This window comes from Aeromonas sp. DSM 116730 (genome assembly GCF_046581335.1).
In the GTDB taxonomy this organism is placed as follows: Bacteria; Pseudomonadota; Gammaproteobacteria; order Enterobacterales; family Aeromonadaceae; genus Aeromonas; species Aeromonas rivipollensis.
In genome coordinates, this window is sequence record NZ_CP144265.1 from 2,309,044 (window position 1) to 2,328,589 (window position 19,546).

Annotated in this window: 18 protein-coding genes; 7 read left to right on the forward strand and 11 right to left on the reverse strand. The window is 63.3% G+C overall.

Features of this window, described 5'->3' with window-relative positions:
• Window positions 1–172: 172 nt before the first annotated feature.
• A complete protein-coding gene (locus tag Aeroheme_RS10515) occupies window positions 173–1,495 on the forward strand; it encodes a YjiH family protein (protein WP_411165790.1) in 1,323 nt (440 codons plus the stop codon).
• Window positions 1,496–1,580: 85 nt separating this feature from the next.
• Here the strand turns inward: Aeroheme_RS10515 and Aeroheme_RS10520 are convergent, their stop codons facing one another.
• Window positions 1,581–2,471 (reverse strand): LysR family transcriptional regulator, encoded by an 891-nt coding sequence (locus Aeroheme_RS10520; RefSeq protein ID WP_411165791.1) that lies wholly within the window; start codon window positions 2,469–2,471, stop codon window positions 1,581–1,583.
• A gap of 97 nt (window positions 2,472–2,568) precedes the next feature.
• On the opposite strand from Aeroheme_RS10520, the gene Aeroheme_RS10525 reads away from it, so the two are divergent.
• Together Aeroheme_RS10525 and ycaC are read left to right on the forward strand one after the other, a co-directional pair.
• Entirely contained in the window at window positions 2,569–3,435 is an 867-nt protein-coding gene (locus Aeroheme_RS10525; RefSeq protein ID WP_411165792.1) for a pirin family protein, read from the forward strand.
• Window positions 3,436–3,610: 175 nt separating this feature from the next.
• Entirely contained in the window at window positions 3,611–4,237 is a 627-nt protein-coding gene (ycaC, locus tag Aeroheme_RS10530) for an isochorismate family cysteine hydrolase YcaC (protein WP_163154862.1), read from the forward strand.
• A 122-nt stretch (window positions 4,238–4,359) separates the two neighbouring features.
• Here ycaC and Aeroheme_RS10535 read toward each other — a convergent pair whose 3' ends face one another.
• The 4 genes from Aeroheme_RS10535 to Aeroheme_RS10550 all read right to left on the reverse strand — a co-directional run bounded on the left by Aeroheme_RS10535 (window position 4,360) and on the right by Aeroheme_RS10550 (window position 8,567).
• Window positions 4,360–4,689, reverse strand: a complete 330-nt coding sequence (locus Aeroheme_RS10535; protein ID WP_011706069.1) for a YbaB/EbfC family nucleoid-associated protein — start codon at window positions 4,687–4,689, stop codon at window positions 4,360–4,362.
• Window positions 4,690–4,819: 130 nt separating this feature from the next.
• Window positions 4,820–7,339: a DNA polymerase III subunit gamma/tau gene (gene dnaX / locus Aeroheme_RS10540; protein WP_411165793.1), complete on the reverse strand. Its 2,520-nt coding sequence runs from the start codon at window positions 7,337–7,339 to the stop codon at window positions 4,820–4,822.
• Between the two features lie 172 nt (window positions 7,340–7,511).
• Entirely contained in the window at window positions 7,512–8,057 is a 546-nt protein-coding gene (gene apt / locus Aeroheme_RS10545) for an adenine phosphoribosyltransferase (RefSeq protein WP_042650168.1), read from the reverse strand.
• A gap of 132 nt (window positions 8,058–8,189) precedes the next feature.
• Entirely contained in the window at window positions 8,190–8,567 is a 378-nt protein-coding gene (locus Aeroheme_RS10550; protein WP_163136720.1) for a YbaN family protein, read from the reverse strand.
• A gap of 177 nt (window positions 8,568–8,744) precedes the next feature.
• Here Aeroheme_RS10550 and dusC point away from each other — a divergent pair, with 177 nt between their 5' ends.
• From dusC to Aeroheme_RS10570, 4 genes are all read left to right on the forward strand, one after another.
• Window positions 8,745–9,689, forward strand: coding sequence for a tRNA dihydrouridine(16) synthase DusC (dusC, locus tag Aeroheme_RS10555; RefSeq protein WP_106886814.1), 945 nt, complete (start codon window positions 8,745–8,747; stop codon window positions 9,687–9,689).
• A gap of 56 nt (window positions 9,690–9,745) precedes the next feature.
• Window positions 9,746–10,573 carry an AraC family ligand binding domain-containing protein gene (locus Aeroheme_RS10560; protein WP_411165794.1) on the forward strand — a complete coding sequence of 276 codons (828 nt, stop codon included), beginning with the start codon at window positions 9,746–9,748 and terminating at the stop codon, window positions 10,571–10,573.
• Window positions 10,574–10,648: 75 nt separating this feature from the next.
• Complete coding sequence (locus Aeroheme_RS10565) at window positions 10,649–11,614, forward strand: DMT family transporter (RefSeq protein ID WP_411165795.1); 966 nt, start codon at window positions 10,649–10,651, stop codon at window positions 11,612–11,614.
• An 81-nt stretch (window positions 11,615–11,695) separates the two neighbouring features.
• Window positions 11,696–12,064, forward strand: a complete 369-nt coding sequence (locus tag Aeroheme_RS10570; RefSeq protein ID WP_394293408.1) for a TraR/DksA family transcriptional regulator — start codon at window positions 11,696–11,698, stop codon at window positions 12,062–12,064.
• A 178-nt stretch (window positions 12,065–12,242) separates the two neighbouring features.
• Here Aeroheme_RS10570 and rnd read toward each other — a convergent pair whose 3' ends face one another.
• The 6 genes from rnd to Aeroheme_RS10600 all read right to left on the reverse strand — a co-directional run bounded on the left by rnd (window position 12,243) and on the right by Aeroheme_RS10600 (window position 19,520).
• Complete coding sequence (gene rnd, locus Aeroheme_RS10575; RefSeq protein ID WP_025326940.1) at window positions 12,243–13,355, reverse strand: ribonuclease D; 1,113 nt, start codon at window positions 13,353–13,355, stop codon at window positions 12,243–12,245.
• 100 nt (window positions 13,356–13,455) lie between these two features.
• The gene (gene fadD, locus Aeroheme_RS10580; RefSeq protein ID WP_411167238.1) at window positions 13,456–15,132 is read right to left on the reverse strand and encodes a long-chain-fatty-acid--CoA ligase FadD; all 1,677 of its coding nucleotides are present in this window, start codon (window positions 15,130–15,132) and stop codon (window positions 13,456–13,458) included.
• Window positions 15,133–15,328: 196 nt separating this feature from the next.
• Window positions 15,329–16,171 (reverse strand): alpha/beta fold hydrolase, encoded by an 843-nt coding sequence (locus tag Aeroheme_RS10585; RefSeq protein ID WP_411165796.1) that lies wholly within the window; start codon window positions 16,169–16,171, stop codon window positions 15,329–15,331.
• The gene (locus Aeroheme_RS10590; protein WP_411165797.1) at window positions 16,171–16,689 is read right to left on the reverse strand and encodes a Slp family lipoprotein; all 519 of its coding nucleotides are present in this window, start codon (window positions 16,687–16,689) and stop codon (window positions 16,171–16,173) included. Before Aeroheme_RS10590 ends, Aeroheme_RS10585 begins: the two co-directional genes overlap by 1 nt.
• A gap of 67 nt (window positions 16,690–16,756) precedes the next feature.
• The gene (gene tsaB, locus Aeroheme_RS10595; RefSeq protein WP_411165798.1) at window positions 16,757–17,458 is read right to left on the reverse strand and encodes a tRNA (adenosine(37)-N6)-threonylcarbamoyltransferase complex dimerization subunit type 1 TsaB; all 702 of its coding nucleotides are present in this window, start codon (window positions 17,456–17,458) and stop codon (window positions 16,757–16,759) included.
• Between the two features lie 151 nt (window positions 17,459–17,609).
• Window positions 17,610–19,520, reverse strand: a complete 1,911-nt coding sequence (locus tag Aeroheme_RS10600; RefSeq protein ID WP_411165799.1) for an ATP-dependent DNA helicase — start codon at window positions 19,518–19,520, stop codon at window positions 17,610–17,612.
• Window positions 19,521–19,546 lie beyond the last annotated feature (26 nt).

The following is a 19,546-nucleotide window of genomic DNA, read 5'->3' on the forward strand; positions in this document are numbered from 1 at the left end:
GCCCACACTGCCCCGATCGCACTCCTCCATAGAAAAGCTTCATACGGATTCCACTTTCATCGAATGTTGCTTTTTGGTGTATTTGTTGTTTCCATTTTGGGCTTGCGCCGATATTGTATATACAAATTAGGTCGTCAAGGGAGTTGAACCATGTGGATCACAAGGAGAGGAAATGGAACCTGAACACGCACTTACCGCCCCTGCCCGCTCAGGGGCTGGCATCAAACTGCTGCTGACCAGTGTGCTCGGCATCGCCATCTTTTTCGTGCCCTTCGAGCTCGCGGGCCGCAGCACCATACTGGTGGATCACCTGGCGGGCTTCCTGATGGCGCAGCGCCCGCTCGCCCTGGGGCTGATCCTGCTGCTGATCGCCTATGGCGCCATCAGCCCGCTGCTGGATGGTCGCTGGCGCGCTCGCCCCATCGACAGACTGCTGAGCCTGTTCAAGCTGCTCGGGCTGGGGCTGGCCATCATGTATGTGGCCGACTGGGGCCCCGCCTGGCTGATGACGCCGGATCGCCTGCCCTTCCTTTTTGACAAGCTGGCCATGTCGGTGGGTCTCATAGTGCCCATAGGCGCCATGGCCCTCACCTTCCTGCTCGGCTTCGGCCTGCTGGAGCTCATCGGCGTGCTGATGCAGCCGGTGATGCGCCCCCTCTGGCGCACCCCGGGCCACTCCGCCATCGATGCGGTCGCCTCCTTCGTCGGCAGCTACTCGGTGGGCCTGCTCATCACCAACCGGGTCTTCCTCGCGGGCAAGTACACGGTACGGGAAGCTGTCATCATCGCCACCGGCTTCTCCACCGTCTCCGCCGCCTTCATGATCATAGTGGCCAAGACCCTCAACCTGATGGGGCACTGGAACTTCTACTTCTGGTCCACCCTGGTCATCACCTTCGTCATCACCGCCATCCTGGCGCGGGTTCCCCCCATCAGCACCATGGCGCACCAGGGCGAGACCGACGAGCCGCTGCCGGAGGGCATGAGCCGCTGGCAAGCTGCGCTGGCCTCCGGGCTCACCCAGTCCAGCCAGGCGGATCCCGTGCTGCGGCAGTTGCAGGACAACCTCAAGGATGGCCTCTACATGGCCGCCGCCGTGGTGCCCACCATCTTGTCCGTCGGCCTGCTGGGGCTGCTGCTGGCCCAGCACACGCCGCTGTTTGATCTGCTGGGCTGGCTGCTGTGGCCCCTCACCTGGCTGCTGGACTTGGGAGAGCCGCTGGAGACCGCAAGAGCGCTCTCGGCTGGCTTGGCGGAGATGTTCCTGCCCGCCATCCTGCTCAAGGATGCGGATCTGCTGGTGCGCTATGTGACCGCCGTGGTCTCGGTGAGTTCTGTGCTCTTCTTCTCCGCCTCCATCCCCTGCATCCTGGCCACCAAGATCCCGGTGAGCCTGGGGCAACTGGTGGTGATCTGGCTGCTGCGCACCCTGCTTGGCATCCTGCTGGCGGCCCTGTGCGGCCGGCTGGCCATGGCGATGGGCTGGCTCAGCTAGGTTGACGTGATATCAAATAAACAAAGCGCCATCAGGCGCTTTGTTTATTTATGGGGCTGGCCGCCGTTACCGCCTCGACGACCCGTCATTCGAGCCATTGACGCAGGGTCAGCGTGGCAAGATCCACGAAGGCGCGCAACCTGGGAGCCATGAAGCGCTGCCTGGGATAGACGATATGGATGGGATCCGCCTTGCCATGCCATTCGGACAGGACAGGCACCAGTCTCCCCTCTTCGCAGGCCTGGCGACACAGGTAGGAGGGCAACAGTGCCACCCCACCACCCGCCTGCACCATGGTCATGATCAGGCCGACATCGTTGATCAGTATCTGCTGGGCTAAAGAAACGGTCACACTGTTGGCGGCCCCGTCGTGAAGTACCCAGGCCTCCTTGCCCAGTGGCGTGAACTGCAGGCAGGCATGCTGTCGCAGCGCCTGAGGTGCATCTGGCACCCCGGCGCTGGCAAGGTAATCCGGGCTGGCAAACAGGGCCCAGCGCGCTATGCCCACCTGCTTGGCGATCAGGGTCGAGTCCTTGAGAGGGCCGGTACGAATGGCGACATCGACCCCCTCGGCGACCAGATCCACGTAGCGGTTCATCAACACCAGCTCCACATCGACCTTGGGCCACTGGCTGCGCATCTGCCCCAGGATGGACGACAGGATCTGGTTGCCGATATCCACGGGAGCCGTGATGCGCAGCAGCCCGCAGGGCTCTTCCCGCGCCTCGGTCACCGCAGCCTCGGCGTCAAGCACATGCACCAGGCCGGCCGAGGCGTGGTCGAAATAGATCTGTCCGGCATCGGTCAGGTGCAACCTGCGGGTGGTCCGCTGTAATAGGGTGACGCCCAGACGCTTCTCCAGCATGGCCACCCGATGGCTGACGGTGGAGGTCGGCAGCCCCAGCAGACGCGCCGCGGCGCTGAAACTGCCCGCTTGCACGACCTTGACGAATACGACGACCTGATTGAAGTCCATCTTCCAATTCATTAGAAAGTGTTTTCTTATTTAACCATCTAGTCCGGTAAATGACTACTTTCTACACTGTCTCCATTGATTCAACGGAGGCATTGAGATGAAAGAACTGGCATTTATCAAGCGCAGCAACGAGAGGCACTGGGTCGGCGATGGCTTCCCTGTCAGGAGCATCTTCTCCTACCACGACATCGCCGAGGAGATGTCCCCCTTCCTGCTGATGGACCATGCGGGCCCGGCCAATTTCCCGGCCACCTCCCATCAACTCGGCGTCGGCCAGCACCCTCACCGCGGGTTCGAAACCGTGACCATCGTCTATGAGGGCGGCGTCTCCCACAGAGACTCCTCGGGGGGCGGCGGCACCATAGGTCCGGGTGACGTGCAGTGGATGACGGCCGCATCCGGCCTTATCCACGAGGAGTACCACAGCCCGGCATTTGCCAGGACGGGCGGCGCCTTCGAGATGGTGCAGCTGTGGGTAAACTTGCCCGCTAAAGAGAAGATGACGGCCCCGGGCTATCAAGGCATCACCGCCGACGAGATCCCTCGGGTGGCACTGCCAGAGGGCGCAGGGGAGGCTCGCATCATCGCCGGGCAGCTCGGCGATACCCGCGGCCCTGCCCGCACCTTCACCCCGATGAACGTCTGGGACATGCGTCTGAAGGCCCATCACCGGGTGACGCTCGAACTGCCGGAAGGGCACACCACGGCGCTGTTTGTGCTCAAAGGCGCCATTCGCCTCGGCAACCGCCACCCTGTCCGCGCCGCCGAGCTGGCAGTCATGGAGCGCCGCGGCAGCCAGCTGGTGATCGATGTCGAGGAAGATACGACGCTGCTGCTGCTCAATGGCGCCCCCCTCAATGAACCCATAGTCGGTCACGGTCCCTTCGTGATGAACACCCAGGAAGAGATAGTGCAGGCCATCAATGACTACAACAGTGGCCGTTTCGGCCAGATAGGACGCTGAACCTCGGGCCGGCAACAGGAACGCATGCTGCACAAGCAGACAATGCGCCCAGGTGCTGACTCGCTGAAAACCATAGACCGACAGCCGTTGCTCGAGCGCGCGCAAGGTGCTGCAACATAACGAAGTGCTGGATCCCCAGCGTTAACTCCTTTGCCCACAGATCAGGAGAAAAATCATGAACAAACCCTACGTCAAACTCGACAAGAACAACGCTGCCGTACTGCTGGTGGATCACCAGGCAGGGCTGTCTTCGCTGGTCCGTGACATAGAGCCGGACAAGTTTCGCAACAACGTGCTGGCGCTGGCCGCGCTGGCCAAGTACTTCGAGCTGCCGACCATACTGACCACCAGTTTCGAAAACGGGCCCAACGGCCCGCTGATGACAGAGCTCAAGGAGACCTTCCCGGATGCCCCTTACATTGCCCGCCCCGGGCAGATCAACGCCTGGGATAACGAGGAGTTCGTCAAGGCGGTCAAGGCCACCGGCAAGAAGCAGCTGATCATCGCCGGCATAGTCACCGAGGTGTGCGTGGCATTCCCGACCCTGTCCGCCCTTGAGGAAGGGTACGAGGTGTTTGTCATCACAGATGCCTCCGGGACCTTCAACGAGATCACCCGTCACTCGGCCTGGGATCGGATGTCATCCGCCGGGGCGCAGCTGATGACCTGGTTTGGGGCCGCCTGTGAACTGCACCGCGACTGGCGCAATGACGTGGAGGGCCTGGGTACCCTGTTCGCCAACCACATCCCCGACTATCGCAATCTGATCAACAGCTACACCACAGTCCAGAGCAGCAAGTAGTACACGCCTGCCCCGGGAAACCGGGGAACGGAAAAAACAAAACGCAGCTGACAGGGTGGGAACCCTGTCAGCTGCGTCATCGCCATGGATGATGGCCTCTAGATTTGAAAGGCGTTCAGCCCTTAGAAGGGCATCTTGAAGCCAGGGGGCAGTTGCATGCCACCGGTCAGCTCGCCCATCTTGCTCTTGTTCTGCTCTTCCACCCGGCGCACGGCGTCGTTGACGGCGGCGGCGACCAGATCTTCCAGCATCTCCTTGTCATCTTCCATCAGGCTGGGATCGATCTCGATACGGCGCACGCTGTGGCTGCCGGCCATGGTGACCTTGACCATGCCAGCGCCGGCTTCGCCGACGACTTCCATCTGAGCCAGCTGCTCTTGCATCTTCTGCATGCGCTCTTGCATCTGTTGGGCCTGTTTCATCAGGTTACCCATTCCACCTTTACCAAACATAGGTCGTCTCTCGTCTTGAAATCCGGCATCCAGCGCCGGGCTGTGGGCTTGTTCTACCCCGGATATGGGGGCAGCCAAAAGATTTTTCAACCGGAACTCGAGTCCCGGCATGGGATTTAACTCATCGCGCTCAACGGCTCAGGGGCTCGATGCTCTCGGGATGGAGCACGGCGCCGAATCGCTGCTGCAGGAACTGCACATTGGGATCGTCCGCCAGATCCCGGCTCACCTGCTCACGTACCCCCAGATAGAGGCGATGCTCGATCTCGAGCGGCGTCTCCCGCGCCGGATCCGTGCCCAGGGTCACCTCGACACGCACCGGCTGTCCGAACTCCGGGCCTATGATCTCGGCCAGATCGGCAAGGGCTCTATCGCTGACCAGATGGCGCTGCTCGGGCTTGAGCACCAGGGACACCAGCTCCCCCTGCCGGGTCATCACAGAGTTGATGGCGAGCTGGCGCAGCCGACCACCGACCCCGGTGCGGGCGATGAGCTCGGCCCAAGCGTCGCCGCAGTTGACCAGCAGGGAAGAGGGGATCAGGCGGGTGACCTCCTCCCCCTCATCCGGCTGGGCGTCGCTCTCCAGCTCATCCCAGTCGATGGTCTCCATCACCTGAGCCGCCGTTGGCTGCACGCTTTCGGGCACGGCAAGGGGCGTCGTAACTGGCGCTGCGGCGACGGGGGCAGCGGCGGCCCTGGCGGGTGCGCCGTCCAGATCCCAGGGGGGCAGGTCATCCGAGGCGGGACTGGCCTTTTGCGGAGCACTCGGCCTTGACGCTGGCGCCGCCGCTTGCGCTGCGGGAGCGCTGACCGGCCCGTCGCCGAAGCCCTGATTCAGATATTCCTCGTAATCGCTACCGCTGTCGTCATAGGCCTCGAGGGGCGGCAGATCCTCATAGCCCGTCATGGGCCCGGCATAGGCGGGCGCCGCAGCGGCCTGCCTGGCAGGTACAGAGGGCGCTGGCGCCACAGGTTGCACGGCGGCAGTGGCCAGGGGCGCAACCGGTTTGCTCGGCGTCGCCCTGGGGGGTGCAGAGCTGGTCGCCGCCCCGCCGTCGCCCCGCAGCCGGCTGCGCAGCAGATTGCGCTTGCCCAGCAGGCTCTGCATGCTGGAGGCCGCCGAGGGGGCTGCCTCGGGTTCAGGGGCTATGGCAGGAGTCGCCGTCGGCAGGGCCTCCTCATGGAAGGAGACAGGCTGCTCGGGTTCAAGGGGCTGTGCTTCCACTGCCTGGGGCGCGCCACCAGTCTGAGGCTCAGGCAGCATCGGCTGCGCCTCGTACCCCATCCGCTGCGCCTCTTCTAGTAGCTCATGCTGCTCGGCAAAGAGAGTCGCGTTTGATTCATCGTCGCCGGAAACCGGCTCATCGGCCTGCACCGCCAAGAGCGGCGCTGTCGGCGTCAGGGCTGCGGGTGCGGCCGTGCTGGCCGTCGTCGCGGCCTGATGCGGGGCTGGCTCAGCCCCTGACGGCTTTCCCGGCAGGGTCGATACGGCCTCCCTCCCCGCCCCGGGCAGCGCGCCCATGGAGACGGGCAAGGCGCTCAGATTGGCGGGATGCACCGCCTCGCGGCGCGGCGAGAAGGCCAGCATCCGCAGGCAGGTCATCTCCAGCGCGGTGCGGCCATCGGGCGCCCAGGGCAAGTCCTTGCGCCCCCCCAGCACTATCTGGTAGCAGAGCTGCACCTCTTCCGGGCTCATGGCCCCCGCCAGTTGCAACAGGGCATCCGCATCCGCTCCCTGCTCCTGCACGCTGGCAGGGAGCAGCTGGGCCATGGCGACGCGATGGAGCAAGGCTTCCAGCTCGGCGTGGAGCTGATCGAAGTCCGGCCCCAGGGTGGCGATTTCGGTGATCTTGGCCATGGTGGCCGGGGCATCCTGGCGCAGTATGGCCTCCAGCAACTGGTGCAGGTGGTGGTGATCGAGGGTGCCCAGCATGGTCAGCACGCTCTCCAGACGCACGCTGCCGTTGCCGTGAGCCAGCGCCTGATCGGTGAGGCTCAGGGCATCGCGCATGCTGCCGTCGGCCGCCTTGGCCAGGGCCAGCAGGGCGCGGGGCTCGAACGGCTGACCTTCCTGATCCAGCACCCATTCGAGCTGCTTGGCGATCTGGCTCTGATCCAGGCTCTTCAAGTGGAACTGCAGGCAGCGGGACAAGATGGTGATGGGGAGTTTCTGCGGATCCGTGGTGGCCAGCAGGAACTTCACATAGGGGGGCGGCTCTTCCAGGGTTTTGAGCAGTGCATTGAAGCTGTGGCGCGACAGCATGTGCACCTCATCGATGAGATACACCTTGAAGCGGCCGCGGGCCGGGCGGTACTGCACGTTGTCGAGCAGCTCGCGGGTGTCTTCCACCTTGGTGCGCGAGGCCGCATCGATCTCCAGCAGATCGACGAAGTTGCCCTGATCGATCTCGCGGCAGGTGTCGCATACGCCGCACGGGTGGCTGCTGATCCCCTGCTCGCAGTTGAGGCTCTTGGCCAGGATGCGGGCTATGGTGGTCTTGCCGACCCCGCGGGTGCCGCTCAGCAGGTAGGCGTGATGCAGCCGTCCCTGATCCAGGGCATTGGTCAAGGCGGTCAGCACATGTTGCTGGCCAACCACTTGTTCAAACGTATGGGGGCGCCATTTACGCGCCAGAACCTGATAGCTCATAGATCTCGATGCTGGAAAACGAGGCATTGAGGCAGGATGCTAACACAAATGGAGGGCGGGCTGTATGGGCTATCGGCCGCCGTGGGAAGGATCGCTTGATTTTCAAACCGGTGCCCATTCAGGCACCGGTTCGGGGCATTGGCGGGTTGACGAGGCCCGCCTGCCAAGGGGCTTACTCGCCCGCGAGTTCCACCAGCGAGACCACCTTGACGCCAGCGGCGGTCAGGCGGGCATCACCGCCCAGCGACGGCAGTGAGATGATGAAGGCCGCATCGGCAACTTCACCGCCGGCGCGGCGAATGAGCTTGACGGTGGCATCGACGGTGCCGCCGGTGGCCAGCAGATCGTCCACCACCAGCACCTTGTCACCGGGCACTATGGCGTCGGTGTGCAGTTGCAGGGTGTCGGTGCCGTACTCGAGGGCATAGGACTCTTCGATGATGGCGCGGGGCAGCTTGCCCGGCTTGCGAACCGGCACGAAGCCCAATCCCATGGCGAAGGCCACAGGGGCGCCGAAGATGAAACCGCGGGCCTCGGTGCCGACGATCTTGGTGATCCCTTGATCACGATAATGCTCGGCCAGCAGATCTATGGTGGCCTTGAAGGCCTCGGCATTCTCGATCAGGCTGGTGATGTCGCGAAACAGTATGCCCGGCTTCGGATAGTCGGGAATGGTCTTGATGCTCGCTTCGATAAACTTCAGGGTATCCGGATTCATTATTTGACCGCTTATTTTTGAGCCCAGGCGTGGCGTCTCTTGCGCTGCCCGCCAGCGGGCAATAAAAAGGCCCGTCATGCAAAAAATGACAGGCCGACTCCATAGCATTATTGCCGCAATAGCTTAGGGATTTCACTTCTCCATTGCAACTGGCTCCAGCACCGGCAGACGCATTAACCAGGTGAGCAGGATCACCATTATGACAACCAGCAGCAGCCTCACCCAGGGCAGCGGCACCACCAGCAGCGACACCGAGAAGGAGAGCAGAATGAAGATAATGGCACGGCGCCGGGCATGGCGCCGAATGCCGCGATATTGCTGCCAGTCATGGATGGGGGGCCCAAACCAGGGGTGTGCCAGCAGCCAACGGTGAAAACGGGGTGACGAGCGGGCAAAGAGGGCCGCCGCCAGCAACATGAAGGGGGTGGTCGGCAGCAGGGGCAGGACTATCCCGACTATCCCGGTGGCGAAGGCGAGCCAGCCCAGGGCCATCAGACACCAGCGTTTCATGGGTACTCCTCTGAATGCATCTCTGCCTTTAGCCTAACAGAGTTGGCCCGGAAGCTGACAGCCTGGCCCATGCGGCGGCAGTCGATTAGGCCCATCGAGTGGGCAGACGGCTGACAACGCCGCCCATTGCCACTACAATCTGCGCTCTTTTTTCTCCCCTTGTCTTCGGAAGCAGCTATGCGCGTTATTTTGGCCCCCATGCAGGGGGTGCTGGATCACCTGATGCGGGAGGTTCTCACCTCCGTCAACGATTACGACCTCTGTGTCAGCGAGTTCATCCGGGTCGTCGATCAGCTGCTGCCCGCCAAGGTGTTCTATCGCCTCTGCCCCGAACTCAAGCAGGATGGCAAGACCCGTGCCGGCACCCCGGTGCGGGTGCAACTGCTGGGCCAGCACCCCGAATGGCTGGCAGAGAATGCGGTACGCGCCATCGAGCTCGGCTCCCCCGGGGTCGATCTCAACTTCGGCTGCCCCGCCCCCACGGTCAACAAGAGCAAGGGGGGCGCCGTGCTGCTCAAGGAGCCAGAGACCGTCTATCGCATCGTCAAGGCGGTGCGCGAAGCCGTCCCTGCCCACCTGCCGGTGAGCGCCAAGATCCGCCTGGGTTACGATGACAAGGAGCTCTATATGGACAACGCCCAGGCGGTCTTCCAGGGGGGCGCCAACGAGCTAGCCGTCCATGCCCGCACCAAGCGCGAAGGCTACAAGGCGCCGGCGCACTGGGAATACGTGGATCTCATCCGCCGCGCCCTGCCCATTCCGGTGACCGCCAATGGTGAGATCTGGGATCATAAGGATGCCCTAGCCTGTGCCAGCGTCTCCGGCTGCGACGCCCTCATGGTGGGCCGCGGCGCCATCTCCCTGCCCAATCTGGCCAACGTGATGAAAACCGGCTGTGCCCACATGAGCTGGGCCGAGGTGTTGCAACTGATGGTGAGCTACACCGAGCAGGATCTGGCGAGCGACAAGGCCGACTACTACCCCAGCCGCATCAAGCAGTGGTTCTCCTACATAGTGCGGGAATACCCCCAGGCCGATGAGCTGTTTCGCCGCATCCGCACCATCAAGACCGCAGACGAGATCCGTACAGCCCTCGAGCGCGAGTGCGCCGCACGGGCCTAGTCTTGGCCGCCGCAGCGCGGCACCCTATGATGAAGGCTCAATGACAGGAGGTCAGGATGCAGGGAGTACCGGTCACATTTACCCATCAGCACGACAGGGCCGATTTTCGCGCCCTGCCGGGGCAGCCTGCGACCGAGCTCTATCGCGCCCACATCCAGCACCACATCTTCGATCCCCATAGCCACGAGGGGTTTGGCCTCGGTGTCATCGAGTGCGGTGCCGAGCGTTTCCGCTATCGCGGCAGCCAGCTCCTGGCAGGCCCCGGCAGCCTGGTGCTGATGAACCCTGATGAGCTGCACACGGGCGAGGCGGCCTGCGAGCAGGGGTGGCGCTATCGCATGCTCTACCTGCCCGCCGATCGGCTCGAGGCCATCAGCGGCGAGCGCGGCTGGTATTTCGCCGAAGCCGTGCGAAGCGACCCCCGCACCGCCCCCGTCCTGCAGGCGGCCCTGGACGCCCTCTGGCACTGTGACAGCGAGCTCGCCGCCGACGGCCTGCTGCTGGGCGTGTGCGAGATCCTGCGCCCCCATGCCCGGGCCCTGGCGGCACCGCGCGAAGCAGCCCACCCTCTGGGGCGCGCCATCGACTATATGCAGGCCTACTTCGCCCGCCCCATTACCCTGACCGAGCTGGCGGGGGCGGTGAACCTCAGTCCCTACCACTTTCAGCGCAGCTTCAAGGCCCGCTTTCATGTCACCCCCCAGCAGATGTTGATGGCCATCCGCCTGCAGCGGGCCAAGGGGTGGCTGGCCGCCGGCCTGCCCGCCGCCGAGGTGGCCGCCGCCTGTGGTCTGGCCGATCAGTCGCACCTCAACCGCGCCTTCCTGCGCCGCTATGGCACCACCCCGGTGCGCTACCAGAAACAGGTACAGGCTGGCCTCTAAAGCGCAATCTGGTTCAATACGCAGCCCTTACCCCCCTGCTAGGCTGGCCTCCTTCTTCTTTACCGGATATGGAAAATGTTGATCGGAGTCTTGTTTGCCCTGCTGGCCGGCCTGATGTGGGGGCTCATCTTCGTCGCCCCCCTGCTGGTGGACGGCTATCCCCCCGCCCTGCTCGCCAGCGGCCGCTACCTCGCCTTCGGCCTCATCGTGCTGCCGCTCGCCTGGCAGGCCCGCAAACGCCTGGCGGCACTCTCGGCCAGCGACTGGCGCGAGGCACTCACCCTCACCCTGGTGGGGAATCTCATCTACTACTTCTGCCTGTCGGGAGCCATCTTGCGCATCGGCTCACCGCTGGCGGCCATGATCATCGGCACCCTGCCGGTGGTGACGGCCCTGGCCGCCAACCGCCTCTATGGCGCACGGGACGGCCGCCTCTCCCGCACCCGTCTCTACCCGGCACTGCTGCTGATGGGGGTCGGCCTCTATCTGGTCAACCGTGCCGAGTTGACCTGGCAGACAGAGGCACGCACCGGGCAGCTGTTCGGGTTCGTCCTGGCGGTGGTCGCCATGCTGTGCTGGACCTGGTATCCCCTGCGCAATGCCCGCTGGCTGCGCGAGCACCCGGACCGCAGCCCGGCCGTCTGGGCCACCGCTCAGGGGCTGGTGACACTGCCGGTGGCACTCATTGCCTATCTCGGCAGTCTCGGTCATCTCGCCCTGAGCGCACCGGACTTCCCCCTGCCCTTCGGGCCGACGCCCCTGCGCTTCGTGCTACTGATGGGGGTGGTGGGGCTCTTTTGCTCCTGGCTCGGCACCCTGTGCTGGAACGAGGCGAGCCAGCGCCTGCCGACCGTGCTGGTGGGACCGCTCATCGTGTTCGAGACGCTAGCGGGGCTGCTCTACGCCTTCATGCTACGTGGCACCATGCCTCCCATGAGTACCCTGGTCGGCGTCGTCTGCCTGGTGGTCGGGGTGCTCCATGTGATCACCGGCAAGCCGCGACACCAGCCGGAAAAACGCGTCAAAGCACGGTTAACTTGACTCATGTCATCTTGATAAGCCGCGGGTTTCCCTATACTGGCCGAGTTTTATCACTCGTCTTTGGGGGCTGTTGTGTGTGAAGTGACGCAAGCCCGGTTGGCCGAATGGCGTGAGCGCCTGCTGACCGATTGGGCGCAAACAAGAGAAGAGCTGATTGTTCAGCTCAAGGCCTGTCGTCGTGACGACTGGGCCCAAAAAGTGGGAAGCTGCGAGCGGGATCAACTGGTGGATCTGACCAGTCGCCTCGACTTGCCCAAGGTGGAGCTGAGCGTGGCACGGCTGAAACGCCTCGACGCGGCGCTCTGCCAGATGGAACTGGGGCTCTATGGCCTCTGCTCCGATTGCGAGGAGCCGCTTGCCATCGACCAGCTGGATCAGGATCCCAGCCTGCAACGCTGCCCGCGCTGCGAAACCCGTTATCGCAAGGGATTCCACGCCCACGAACTCTGATGGGGGCACCCTCAGTGCCCGCCATTTATCTGTGACTCCTCTCCCCGCTTCCTTTACCCGCCATAGGTGATCCCCTGAGCCAGGGGCGCTCATGCCTGCTCGCCCGGCTGGCCGGACTGCAACGGACACAAAAAAGGGAAGTCATTGACTCCCCTTTTCAGTGCGGCTTCCCGACAAGTTACTGGGCCAGCAGATGCCCCACCAGCTCATGACGCCAGCCTTGCAGCAGCATGGGCTTGTCGGCGCGGGCGCGCTCCTCGGCGCTCATCCGCCAGCTCCAGGTGAAGTACTGGTGGATGATCTTCTTGCTGGCAACCAGCTCAGGCGGGATGTTGCTGGCCTTGGCCTTCTCTTCCACCATGGCCTTGATGCGTTTGAGCTCGGCCTTGTACTGGGGGTAATCCACCAGTCGACGAATGGGCTCGGGCCAGCCTTCGGGGTCGCTCTGCTGGGCCGCCGCGACTATGTCCAGCATCCGCTTGCCGTGGATCTTGATCTCGATGGGGGCCAGCCCCAGCTCGTTGAGATCCCGTAATGAAGTGGGCCGACGCTCCGCCACCTTGAACAGATGCAACTCCTTGACCACGAAGTTCAGAGCCAGATCCCGGCGCACCGCCTCTTGCTGACGCCAGGCGGCGAGCTCGCGCAGAATGGCCAGCTCGCGCCGACCCAGTTGCCAGGCGTTGATGATCTCGAGGTAGGCCTGACGGGGATCGCTGCCCTGGGTCTTGCGGGCGGAGTGGTTCTGGCACTCCTGCTCGAACCAGGCAAACTTGCCGCTCTCGTGCAGCCTGGCCATCACCTTCTCGTAGAGGGGCATCAGGTAGAAGACATCCGCCGCCGCATACTCGAGCTGGCGCGCGGTGAGCGGGCGGGCCAGCCAGTCGGTGCGGGCCTGATCCTTTTCCAGCTCCACGCCGAGGAACTCCTTGACCAGGGCGCCGAAGCCGACCGAGACGCCGTAACCCAGAAATGCCGTCGCGAGCTGGGTATCGTGCATCTGGTTGGGGAGGTGGCCCGCCTGATGCTGAATGAGCTCCAGATCTTCACCCGAGGCGTGCAGTATGGCGATCTGCCCTGCCCGGCCGAGCCGCTGCCACAGCCCCGAGAGGTCCAGGGTCAGGGGATCCAGCAGGGCGAGGCGCTCGCCGTCATAGATCTGGAACAGACCGAGCTGGGGATAGTAGGTACGGGTGCGAACGAATTCGGTATCTATGGCCAGGGGAACGTCGGCCAGGGAAGCGAGATACTGCTCCAGTTCGGCTTGCTGTGAAATGAGTTGATATTGCATCTTTGCCTGCACGTTGGTCGGGACCCAGAAAGAAAAAACCGTGGCATGACCCACGGTTTTGCATAACGACAGCGCTTGACTGCAGAGCAGTGCATGCCGGTTACTGCTTGGCAATCTCCTCGTCGCGCAGCACGCGCCTAAGGATCTTGCCCACATTGGTCTTGGGAAGTTCGTCGCGAAATTCTACCAGTTTCGGCACCTTATAGGCAGTCAGATGTTTGCGGCAGTGGGCAATTATCTCGTCCTCCGCCAGCTTTGCATCTTTCTTGACCACGAAGATTTTCACCAGCTCGCCGGAAACCGGGTTGGGCACACCGACAGCGGCCACTTCCAGCACCTTGGGATGGAGCGCCACCACGTCTTCAATCTCGTTCGGATAGACGTTGAAGCCGGAGACCAGGATCATGTCCTTCTTGCGATCGACGATCTTGAAGAAGCCCTGCTCGTCGCACACGGCGATGTCCCCGGTACAGAGCCAGCCATCCTGCATCACCTCGGCGGTGGCCTCGGGACGCTGCCAGTAGCCCGTCATCACCTGGGGGCCGCGCACCTGCATCTCGCCGGGGGCGCCCAGCTCGGTGATAACCTGCCCCTTGTCATCCACCAGCCGGATCTCGGTGGAGCAGACCGGCAGACCGATGGAGCCGTTGTAATCCACCAGATCGTAGGGGCAGACGCTCACCAGGGGTGAACACTCGGTCAGGCCATAGCCTTCCAGCAGCGGGGTATGGGTCAGCGCCTTCCACTGCTCGGCCACCGCACGCTGCACCGCCATGCCGCCGCCTATGGTGAGCTTCAGGCGGGAGAAGTCCATGCTCTGGAACTCGCCGTTGTTGACCAGGGCGTTGAACAGGGTGTTGACCCCTGTGATGCAGGTGAAGGGGTACTTCTTGATCTCTTTGACAAAGCCCGGGATGTCGCGGGGATTGCTGATGAGCAGGTTGTAGCCACCCAGGCGCATGAACAGCAGGCAGTTCACCGTCAGGGCGAAGACGTGGTAGAGCGGCAGCGCCGTGACCACGAACTCCTTGCCCCGCTCCAGCACGGGGCCATAGACACCGAGGCACTGCTCCACGTTCGCAATCATGTTGCGGTGAGTCAGCATGGCCCCCTTGGAGAGACCCGTGGTGCCGCCTGTGTATTGCAGGAAGGCGATGTCCTGGTTGCTGATCTCGGGCTTGATGTACTGCAGGTAGCGCCCCTTGGCCAGTGCCTGGCGCATGGTGCTGGCGTGGGGCAGGTTGTATTTGGGCACCAGCTTCTTGACGTACTTGACCACGAAGTTGACCAGGGAGCCCTTGGCCAGGCCGAGGTTGTCCCCCATGCGGGTCAGGATCACGTGCCTGACCGGGGTGTCGTGCACCACTTTTTCCAGGGTATGGGCGAAGTTGGAGACGATGACGATGGCCTTGGCGCCGGAGTCTTTGAGCTGGTGTTCCAGCTCGCGCGGGGTATAGAGGGGGTTGACGTTGACCACCGTCATGCCGGCCCGCAGTATGCCAAACACGGCGATGGGGTATTGCAGCAGGTTCGGCATCATCACCGCCACCCTGTCGCCCTTGCCGAGCTTGAGCTCGTTTTGCAGGTAGGCGGCAAAGGCACGGGACTGCTCTTCCAGCCGGCGATAGGTAATGGTCTGCCCCATGTTGACGAAGGCGGGCTGGTCGGCAAACTGGGTCACCGACTCTTCAAACATCTCGACCAGGGAGCCGTATTGGTCTGGATTGATCTCGGCGGGCACCCCTTCTGGATAACGCTTCAGCCAGACTCTTTCCACGAACTTCTCCTGCATAACTAGCACCTGTGCGCTCACTGTGTTGCCTCCGTCCCTGTCACATCCATTTCAATCAGTTGTTTTAAGCTCATGCTCTAATGCCGCACATAGTTACATAAGGCAACATCGATTAACAGCAAATTAACAACGAGAAGTGTGAGGGAGAAAGCAAACCTGACATGATTCAAAGCCGGCGATCCTACCGGATCTGACAGAAGTTTTCGATATAAACGGCGGTTTTGGCCGAATTTTCCATATGGAAGTGATGATTTCCCGCCACCTGTACCATTTCAATCTGGCCAAAGGCCGGCCCCCGCAACTGCCACTGCGTCAGCAGACTCGGGAACCCCTGGTCGCCACGGATGAAGAGCACAGGGCAGGCGATGGCCCGGATCAGCGCCTGAGCCTGGCCTTCGCTCATGCGCATGGGCGAGAGATCCCGCAGACGGGGATCACTGCGCCAATGCAGCCGCCCTTCCCGCGCCTCCAGCTGGCGCTCGCAGATAAGGCGCGCCGCCGCCGGGGAGATGTCAGCCACCTTGCAGCGGGCCGCCACCGCCTCGTCGAGGGAGGCAAACCCACTGGACGCTCGCTCGCGAGTGCGGCTGCGATTGAGAATGGCCCGCCGCAGCTGGGCAGGCACCTCCTCATCGGGTTGGCTGAGCGGCCCCAGCCCCTCCAGCAGGATGAGCCGCACTATCTGCTCGGGGAAGACACCGGCATAGGCGCTGGCGATCAGGGCCCCGAGAGAGTGGCCGAGCAAGGTGAAGCGCTGCCAGCCCGCAGCCTGGGCAATCTGATGGAGATCGTCGAGCCAGTCGACGAAGACATAGGGGGTGGCTTTGTGATCCGAATGGCCGTGCCCCGGCAGATCGACGCAGACCAGGTGGCACTCATCGAGATGGGGGGCAAGGGGCAGGAAGCTGGCGCCGTTGTCGAGCCAGCCGTGCAGGGCAATGACCAGGGGTTTGCCCTGCCGGCCGTTATCCAGCAGGGCGATGCGCCGTCCGTCGGCCAGGGTGAGGAAGCGCTCTTCCATCATCACCAGCGGGAGTAGTGGCGTCTTGGCCAGAAGGGATCATAGAAGGGGTCGTAGAAGTAGGGGTCCATGTAGCGGATCTCCACCTCCTTCACCGGCGGCCACAGCTTGCTGGCGGTGACCTTGAGCACAGAGAAGCGATACTTGTGATCCCCTATCTGGCTGTCCACCGGCTTGTCCAGGGCGCCGAGCACCGTCAGGCTGCGTCCCTTGGCATAGAGAGTCGGATCCACAAAACCCTTCATGACGGCCAGAAAACGCCCCGGGCTCTGTTCCGTCTGGGTCGGCACGCCATTGGCTTTGAGCGGCAGGTAGACCACCTCGATGACGCTCTGATCCTGCTCGTTGTGCACCGCCGAGATGACGCCGCTCCAGCGCGCGGGCTTGCCCTCCATCCCCTGCAGGGCAGGTTGATAGGCCACCAACTGGCTTTCCGGCTCATAGGCCAGCTCCTTGGGCACCGAGCTGCAGCCGACTAGCAGCAGCCCCGCCAAGCCCAGCATGATCACGCGTTTCATCATTTGCCTCTCCTTGTCCGCGCCGTCCACCTTCACTCGCTGGCGTCGAGTCGCGGCTCGCCGTTGGATGTCACTCGCGACCCGGCAGTTTTTTCCAGGTCACCTTGTCGCGCAGATATACCGGTGTGGCCTGCTCCACAGCCACCGCCTCCCCCGCCAGCCAGGCGTTGCGTGCCAGGGGCAGCATGTCGACCGCCGCCGGGAAGCGCACCTGGCTCACCGCCAGCTCGTCAGCCAGGGCGTTGAGCGTCTCGCCATAGGTTTCAAAGCCGGTCCCGACGCAGCTCAGGCTGCCCGCCAGCTTGCCGCGCGCTTCAATGAGGGCGGCGGGATCGCTCACCACTTCCTCCCCAACCAGCTGCATGCGGCCATCAAGCAGCTCGTAGTGGCCAAAATAGACCTCGTTCATCCGCGCATCTATGGCGGTCAACACCCGCTCGGCGCCGTCGAGACGATGAGCGCCCTGGGCCATGGCAGCCAGGGTGGAGATGCCGATAAGCGGCACGCCGGCGCCAAAGGCGAGCCCCTGGGCAACGCTGATCCCGATGCGCACGCCGGTAAAGGAGCCCGGTCCACGCCCGAAGGCGATGGCGTCGAGCTCAGCCAACGATAGACCTGCCTCGTCTAACACAGCCTGAACCATGGGCAGGATTTTTTGGGTGTGATCCCGCGGCGCCTCTTCCCAACGGGAGAACAGCTTGTCGCCCACCAGGAGGGCGGCGGAGCAGGCTTCGGTGGCGGTATCAACGGCCAGGATCTTCAACTCGGTCATGGGTTCCAATCTCTATAAATCAGTCAATGACATAACGTGCAAGCGGGATCTGCTCACCCGTTTTCTTAACATGGCAAATCAGTCAATCGCTAGCCACCCGCCAGCATCGCAGGCCGAATGCAGAGCGCGCCGGGTACGCGGCCTGTCAGGCTCAAGCGCCCCGGTCAAAGAAACTCCCCAACGACTCTAACTCCCGGGTGCGAGGGATGGCGGGCAGACTCTTGATAAAGGTGGCGCCATAGGGCTTGTTGACCATGCGCGGATCACAGATGACCAGTACGCCGTGATCACTGCGATCACGAATGAGCCGCCCCACCCCCTGTTTCAAGGCAATCACCGCCTTGGGCAGCTGGAGCTCGGCGAAGGGATCTCCCCCCTTGAGCTTGCAATCATCCACCCGCGCCTTGAGCAGCGGGTCGTCCGGGCTCGCAAAGGGCAGCTTGTCGATGATAACACAGGACAATGCCGCCCCTCGCACGTCTATCCCCTCCCAGAAACTGCTGGTAGCCACCAGCACGGCGCGCCCGTTCTCCACGAAGGTCTTGAGCAGCCGCTGCTTGTTGTCCTCTCCCTGCAGCAGGACGGTGCGGCCTATCTCCCGGCGCAGCACCTCGGCCACCTGCCGCATCACCTGATGGCTGGTGCAGAGGAAGAAACAGCCCCCCGGCGTCTTGTTGATGAGGGGGATCATCAGATTGGCGAGCTGTTCCCCCCGCCCGAAGGCATTGGGTTCGGGCAGGAAGCGCGGCACGCACAGTCGCGCCTGTTCGGCGTAGTCAAAGGGGCTGTCTAGGATAAGCTCGGCGCTGCCCGCCAGCCCCAGCTCCGCCTTGAAGTGATCGAAACGGTTGTCCACCGTCAGAGTGGCTGAGGTAAAGATCCAGGCCACCTCGGGCTTTTGCACCTCGGCGCCAAATCGCTCGGCCACCGACAGCGGGGTGAGATTGAGGGAGAAATGCAGCCGGGAGCAGTCATACCAGTAGGAGAAACCTGTCTGGTTGACCGCCAATACCTCCCCTAGGCGGGTGCGCAGTTCGCAGACTCGCTCGAAGGCGTGATCCAGCTGCTCGCCACGCCCGAGCGCGAGTTTGAGCACCTCGTAGCAGAGCCCGATGGCGTCGTTGAGACGGGCCAGGGCCTGGCCCCAGAGCGGCTGGCGCAGGATATCGCGGGTATTGCCACGCCCCCCGTCTATCCCGAAGGCGAGGCGCAAGTCCTGGCTGGCGATGGAGAGCCTGTCCGCCGCCTTGCCAAGCTGCCCCATGTCGTGGGCCTCGGCTCTATAGGCGAGCTGGATGTCCTGCGCCAGATCCAGGATGGTGCGGCTGCCCACCGACTTGCCGAAGTAGTTGGTGGCGATCTCCGGCAACTGGTGCGCCTCGTCGAACACATAGACTTGCGATTCGGGCACCAGCTCGCCAAATCCGGTGTCTTTCACCGCCATATCGGCGAAGAAGAGGTGATGATTGATCACCACCACCTGGGCATCCATGGCCCGGCGCCGGGCCACCACCAGATGGCAGTCGTCATAATAGGGGCAGTCGCGACCGAGGCAGTTGTCATTGGTGCTGGTGACGTGGGCGAGGATCTCGGCGTTCTCCTGCAGCCCCGGAATGTCCCCCACATCGCCGTTGTCGGTGACGGTGGACCAGGACTTCACCTTGACCAGATCGCTGAGAATTTCGGGCTTTTGCAGGTGGGATTCGCTCAAGAGGCGGTTCATCCGCTCGATGCACAGATAGTTGCTGCGCCCCTTGAGCAGGGCCACCGGCGGGGTGTAGGAGAGCGCGCCTGTGATGGTGGGGAGGTCCCGGTAGAAGAGCTGCTCCTGCAGGTTCTTGGAGCCAGTGCTGATCACCACCCGCTTGCCGGATTCCAGCGCCGGCACCAGATAGGCGTAAGTCTTGCCGGTGCCGGTGCCCGCCTCCACCAGCAGGCGGCCGCCGCCCTTGATGGCGCGCGCCACCGCTTCGGCCATCTCCAGTTGCGGCGCGCGGGCCTTGAAGCCCTCGATGTGGCTGGCCAGAGGGCCATCTGGCTTGAACAGGGTCTGGATGGTCAAAGGAGGGTCCCGCGCAAAAGCGGCCA

Coding starts and splice junctions, on each gene's coding strand:
- dusC (WP_106886814.1), top strand. CDS start 8,745: ATGCGCGTTATTTTGGCCCCCATGCAGGGGGTGCTGGATCACCTGATG.
- dnaX (WP_411165793.1), bottom strand. CDS start 7,339: ATGAGCTATCAGGTTCTGGCGCGTAAATGGCGCCCCCATACGTTTGAA.
- tsaB (WP_411165798.1), bottom strand. CDS start 17,458: ATGACCGAGTTGAAGATCCTGGCCGTTGATACCGCCACCGAAGCCTGC.
- Aeroheme_RS10515 (WP_411165790.1), top strand. CDS start 173: ATGGAACCTGAACACGCACTTACCGCCCCTGCCCGCTCAGGGGCTGGC.
- ycaC (WP_163154862.1), top strand. CDS start 3,611: ATGAACAAACCCTACGTCAAACTCGACAAGAACAACGCTGCCGTACTG.
- Aeroheme_RS10590 (WP_411165797.1), bottom strand. CDS start 16,689: ATGATGAAACGCGTGATCATGCTGGGCTTGGCGGGGCTGCTGCTAGTC.
- Aeroheme_RS10520 (WP_411165791.1), bottom strand. CDS start 2,471: ATGGACTTCAATCAGGTCGTCGTATTCGTCAAGGTCGTGCAAGCGGGC.
- Aeroheme_RS10585 (WP_411165796.1), bottom strand. CDS start 16,171: ATGATGGAAGAGCGCTTCCTCACCCTGGCCGACGGACGGCGCATCGCC.
- Aeroheme_RS10560 (WP_411165794.1), top strand. CDS start 9,746: ATGCAGGGAGTACCGGTCACATTTACCCATCAGCACGACAGGGCCGAT.
- Aeroheme_RS10535 (WP_011706069.1), bottom strand. CDS start 4,689: ATGTTTGGTAAAGGTGGAATGGGTAACCTGATGAAACAGGCCCAACAG.
- Aeroheme_RS10525 (WP_411165792.1), top strand. CDS start 2,569: ATGAAAGAACTGGCATTTATCAAGCGCAGCAACGAGAGGCACTGGGTC.
- rnd (WP_025326940.1), bottom strand. CDS start 13,355: ATGCAATATCAACTCATTTCACAGCAAGCCGAACTGGAGCAGTATCTC.
- apt (WP_042650168.1), bottom strand. CDS start 8,057: ATGAATCCGGATACCCTGAAGTTTATCGAAGCGAGCATCAAGACCATT.
- Aeroheme_RS10565 (WP_411165795.1), top strand. CDS start 10,649: ATGTTGATCGGAGTCTTGTTTGCCCTGCTGGCCGGCCTGATGTGGGGG.
- Aeroheme_RS10550 (WP_163136720.1), bottom strand. CDS start 8,567: ATGAAACGCTGGTGTCTGATGGCCCTGGGCTGGCTCGCCTTCGCCACC.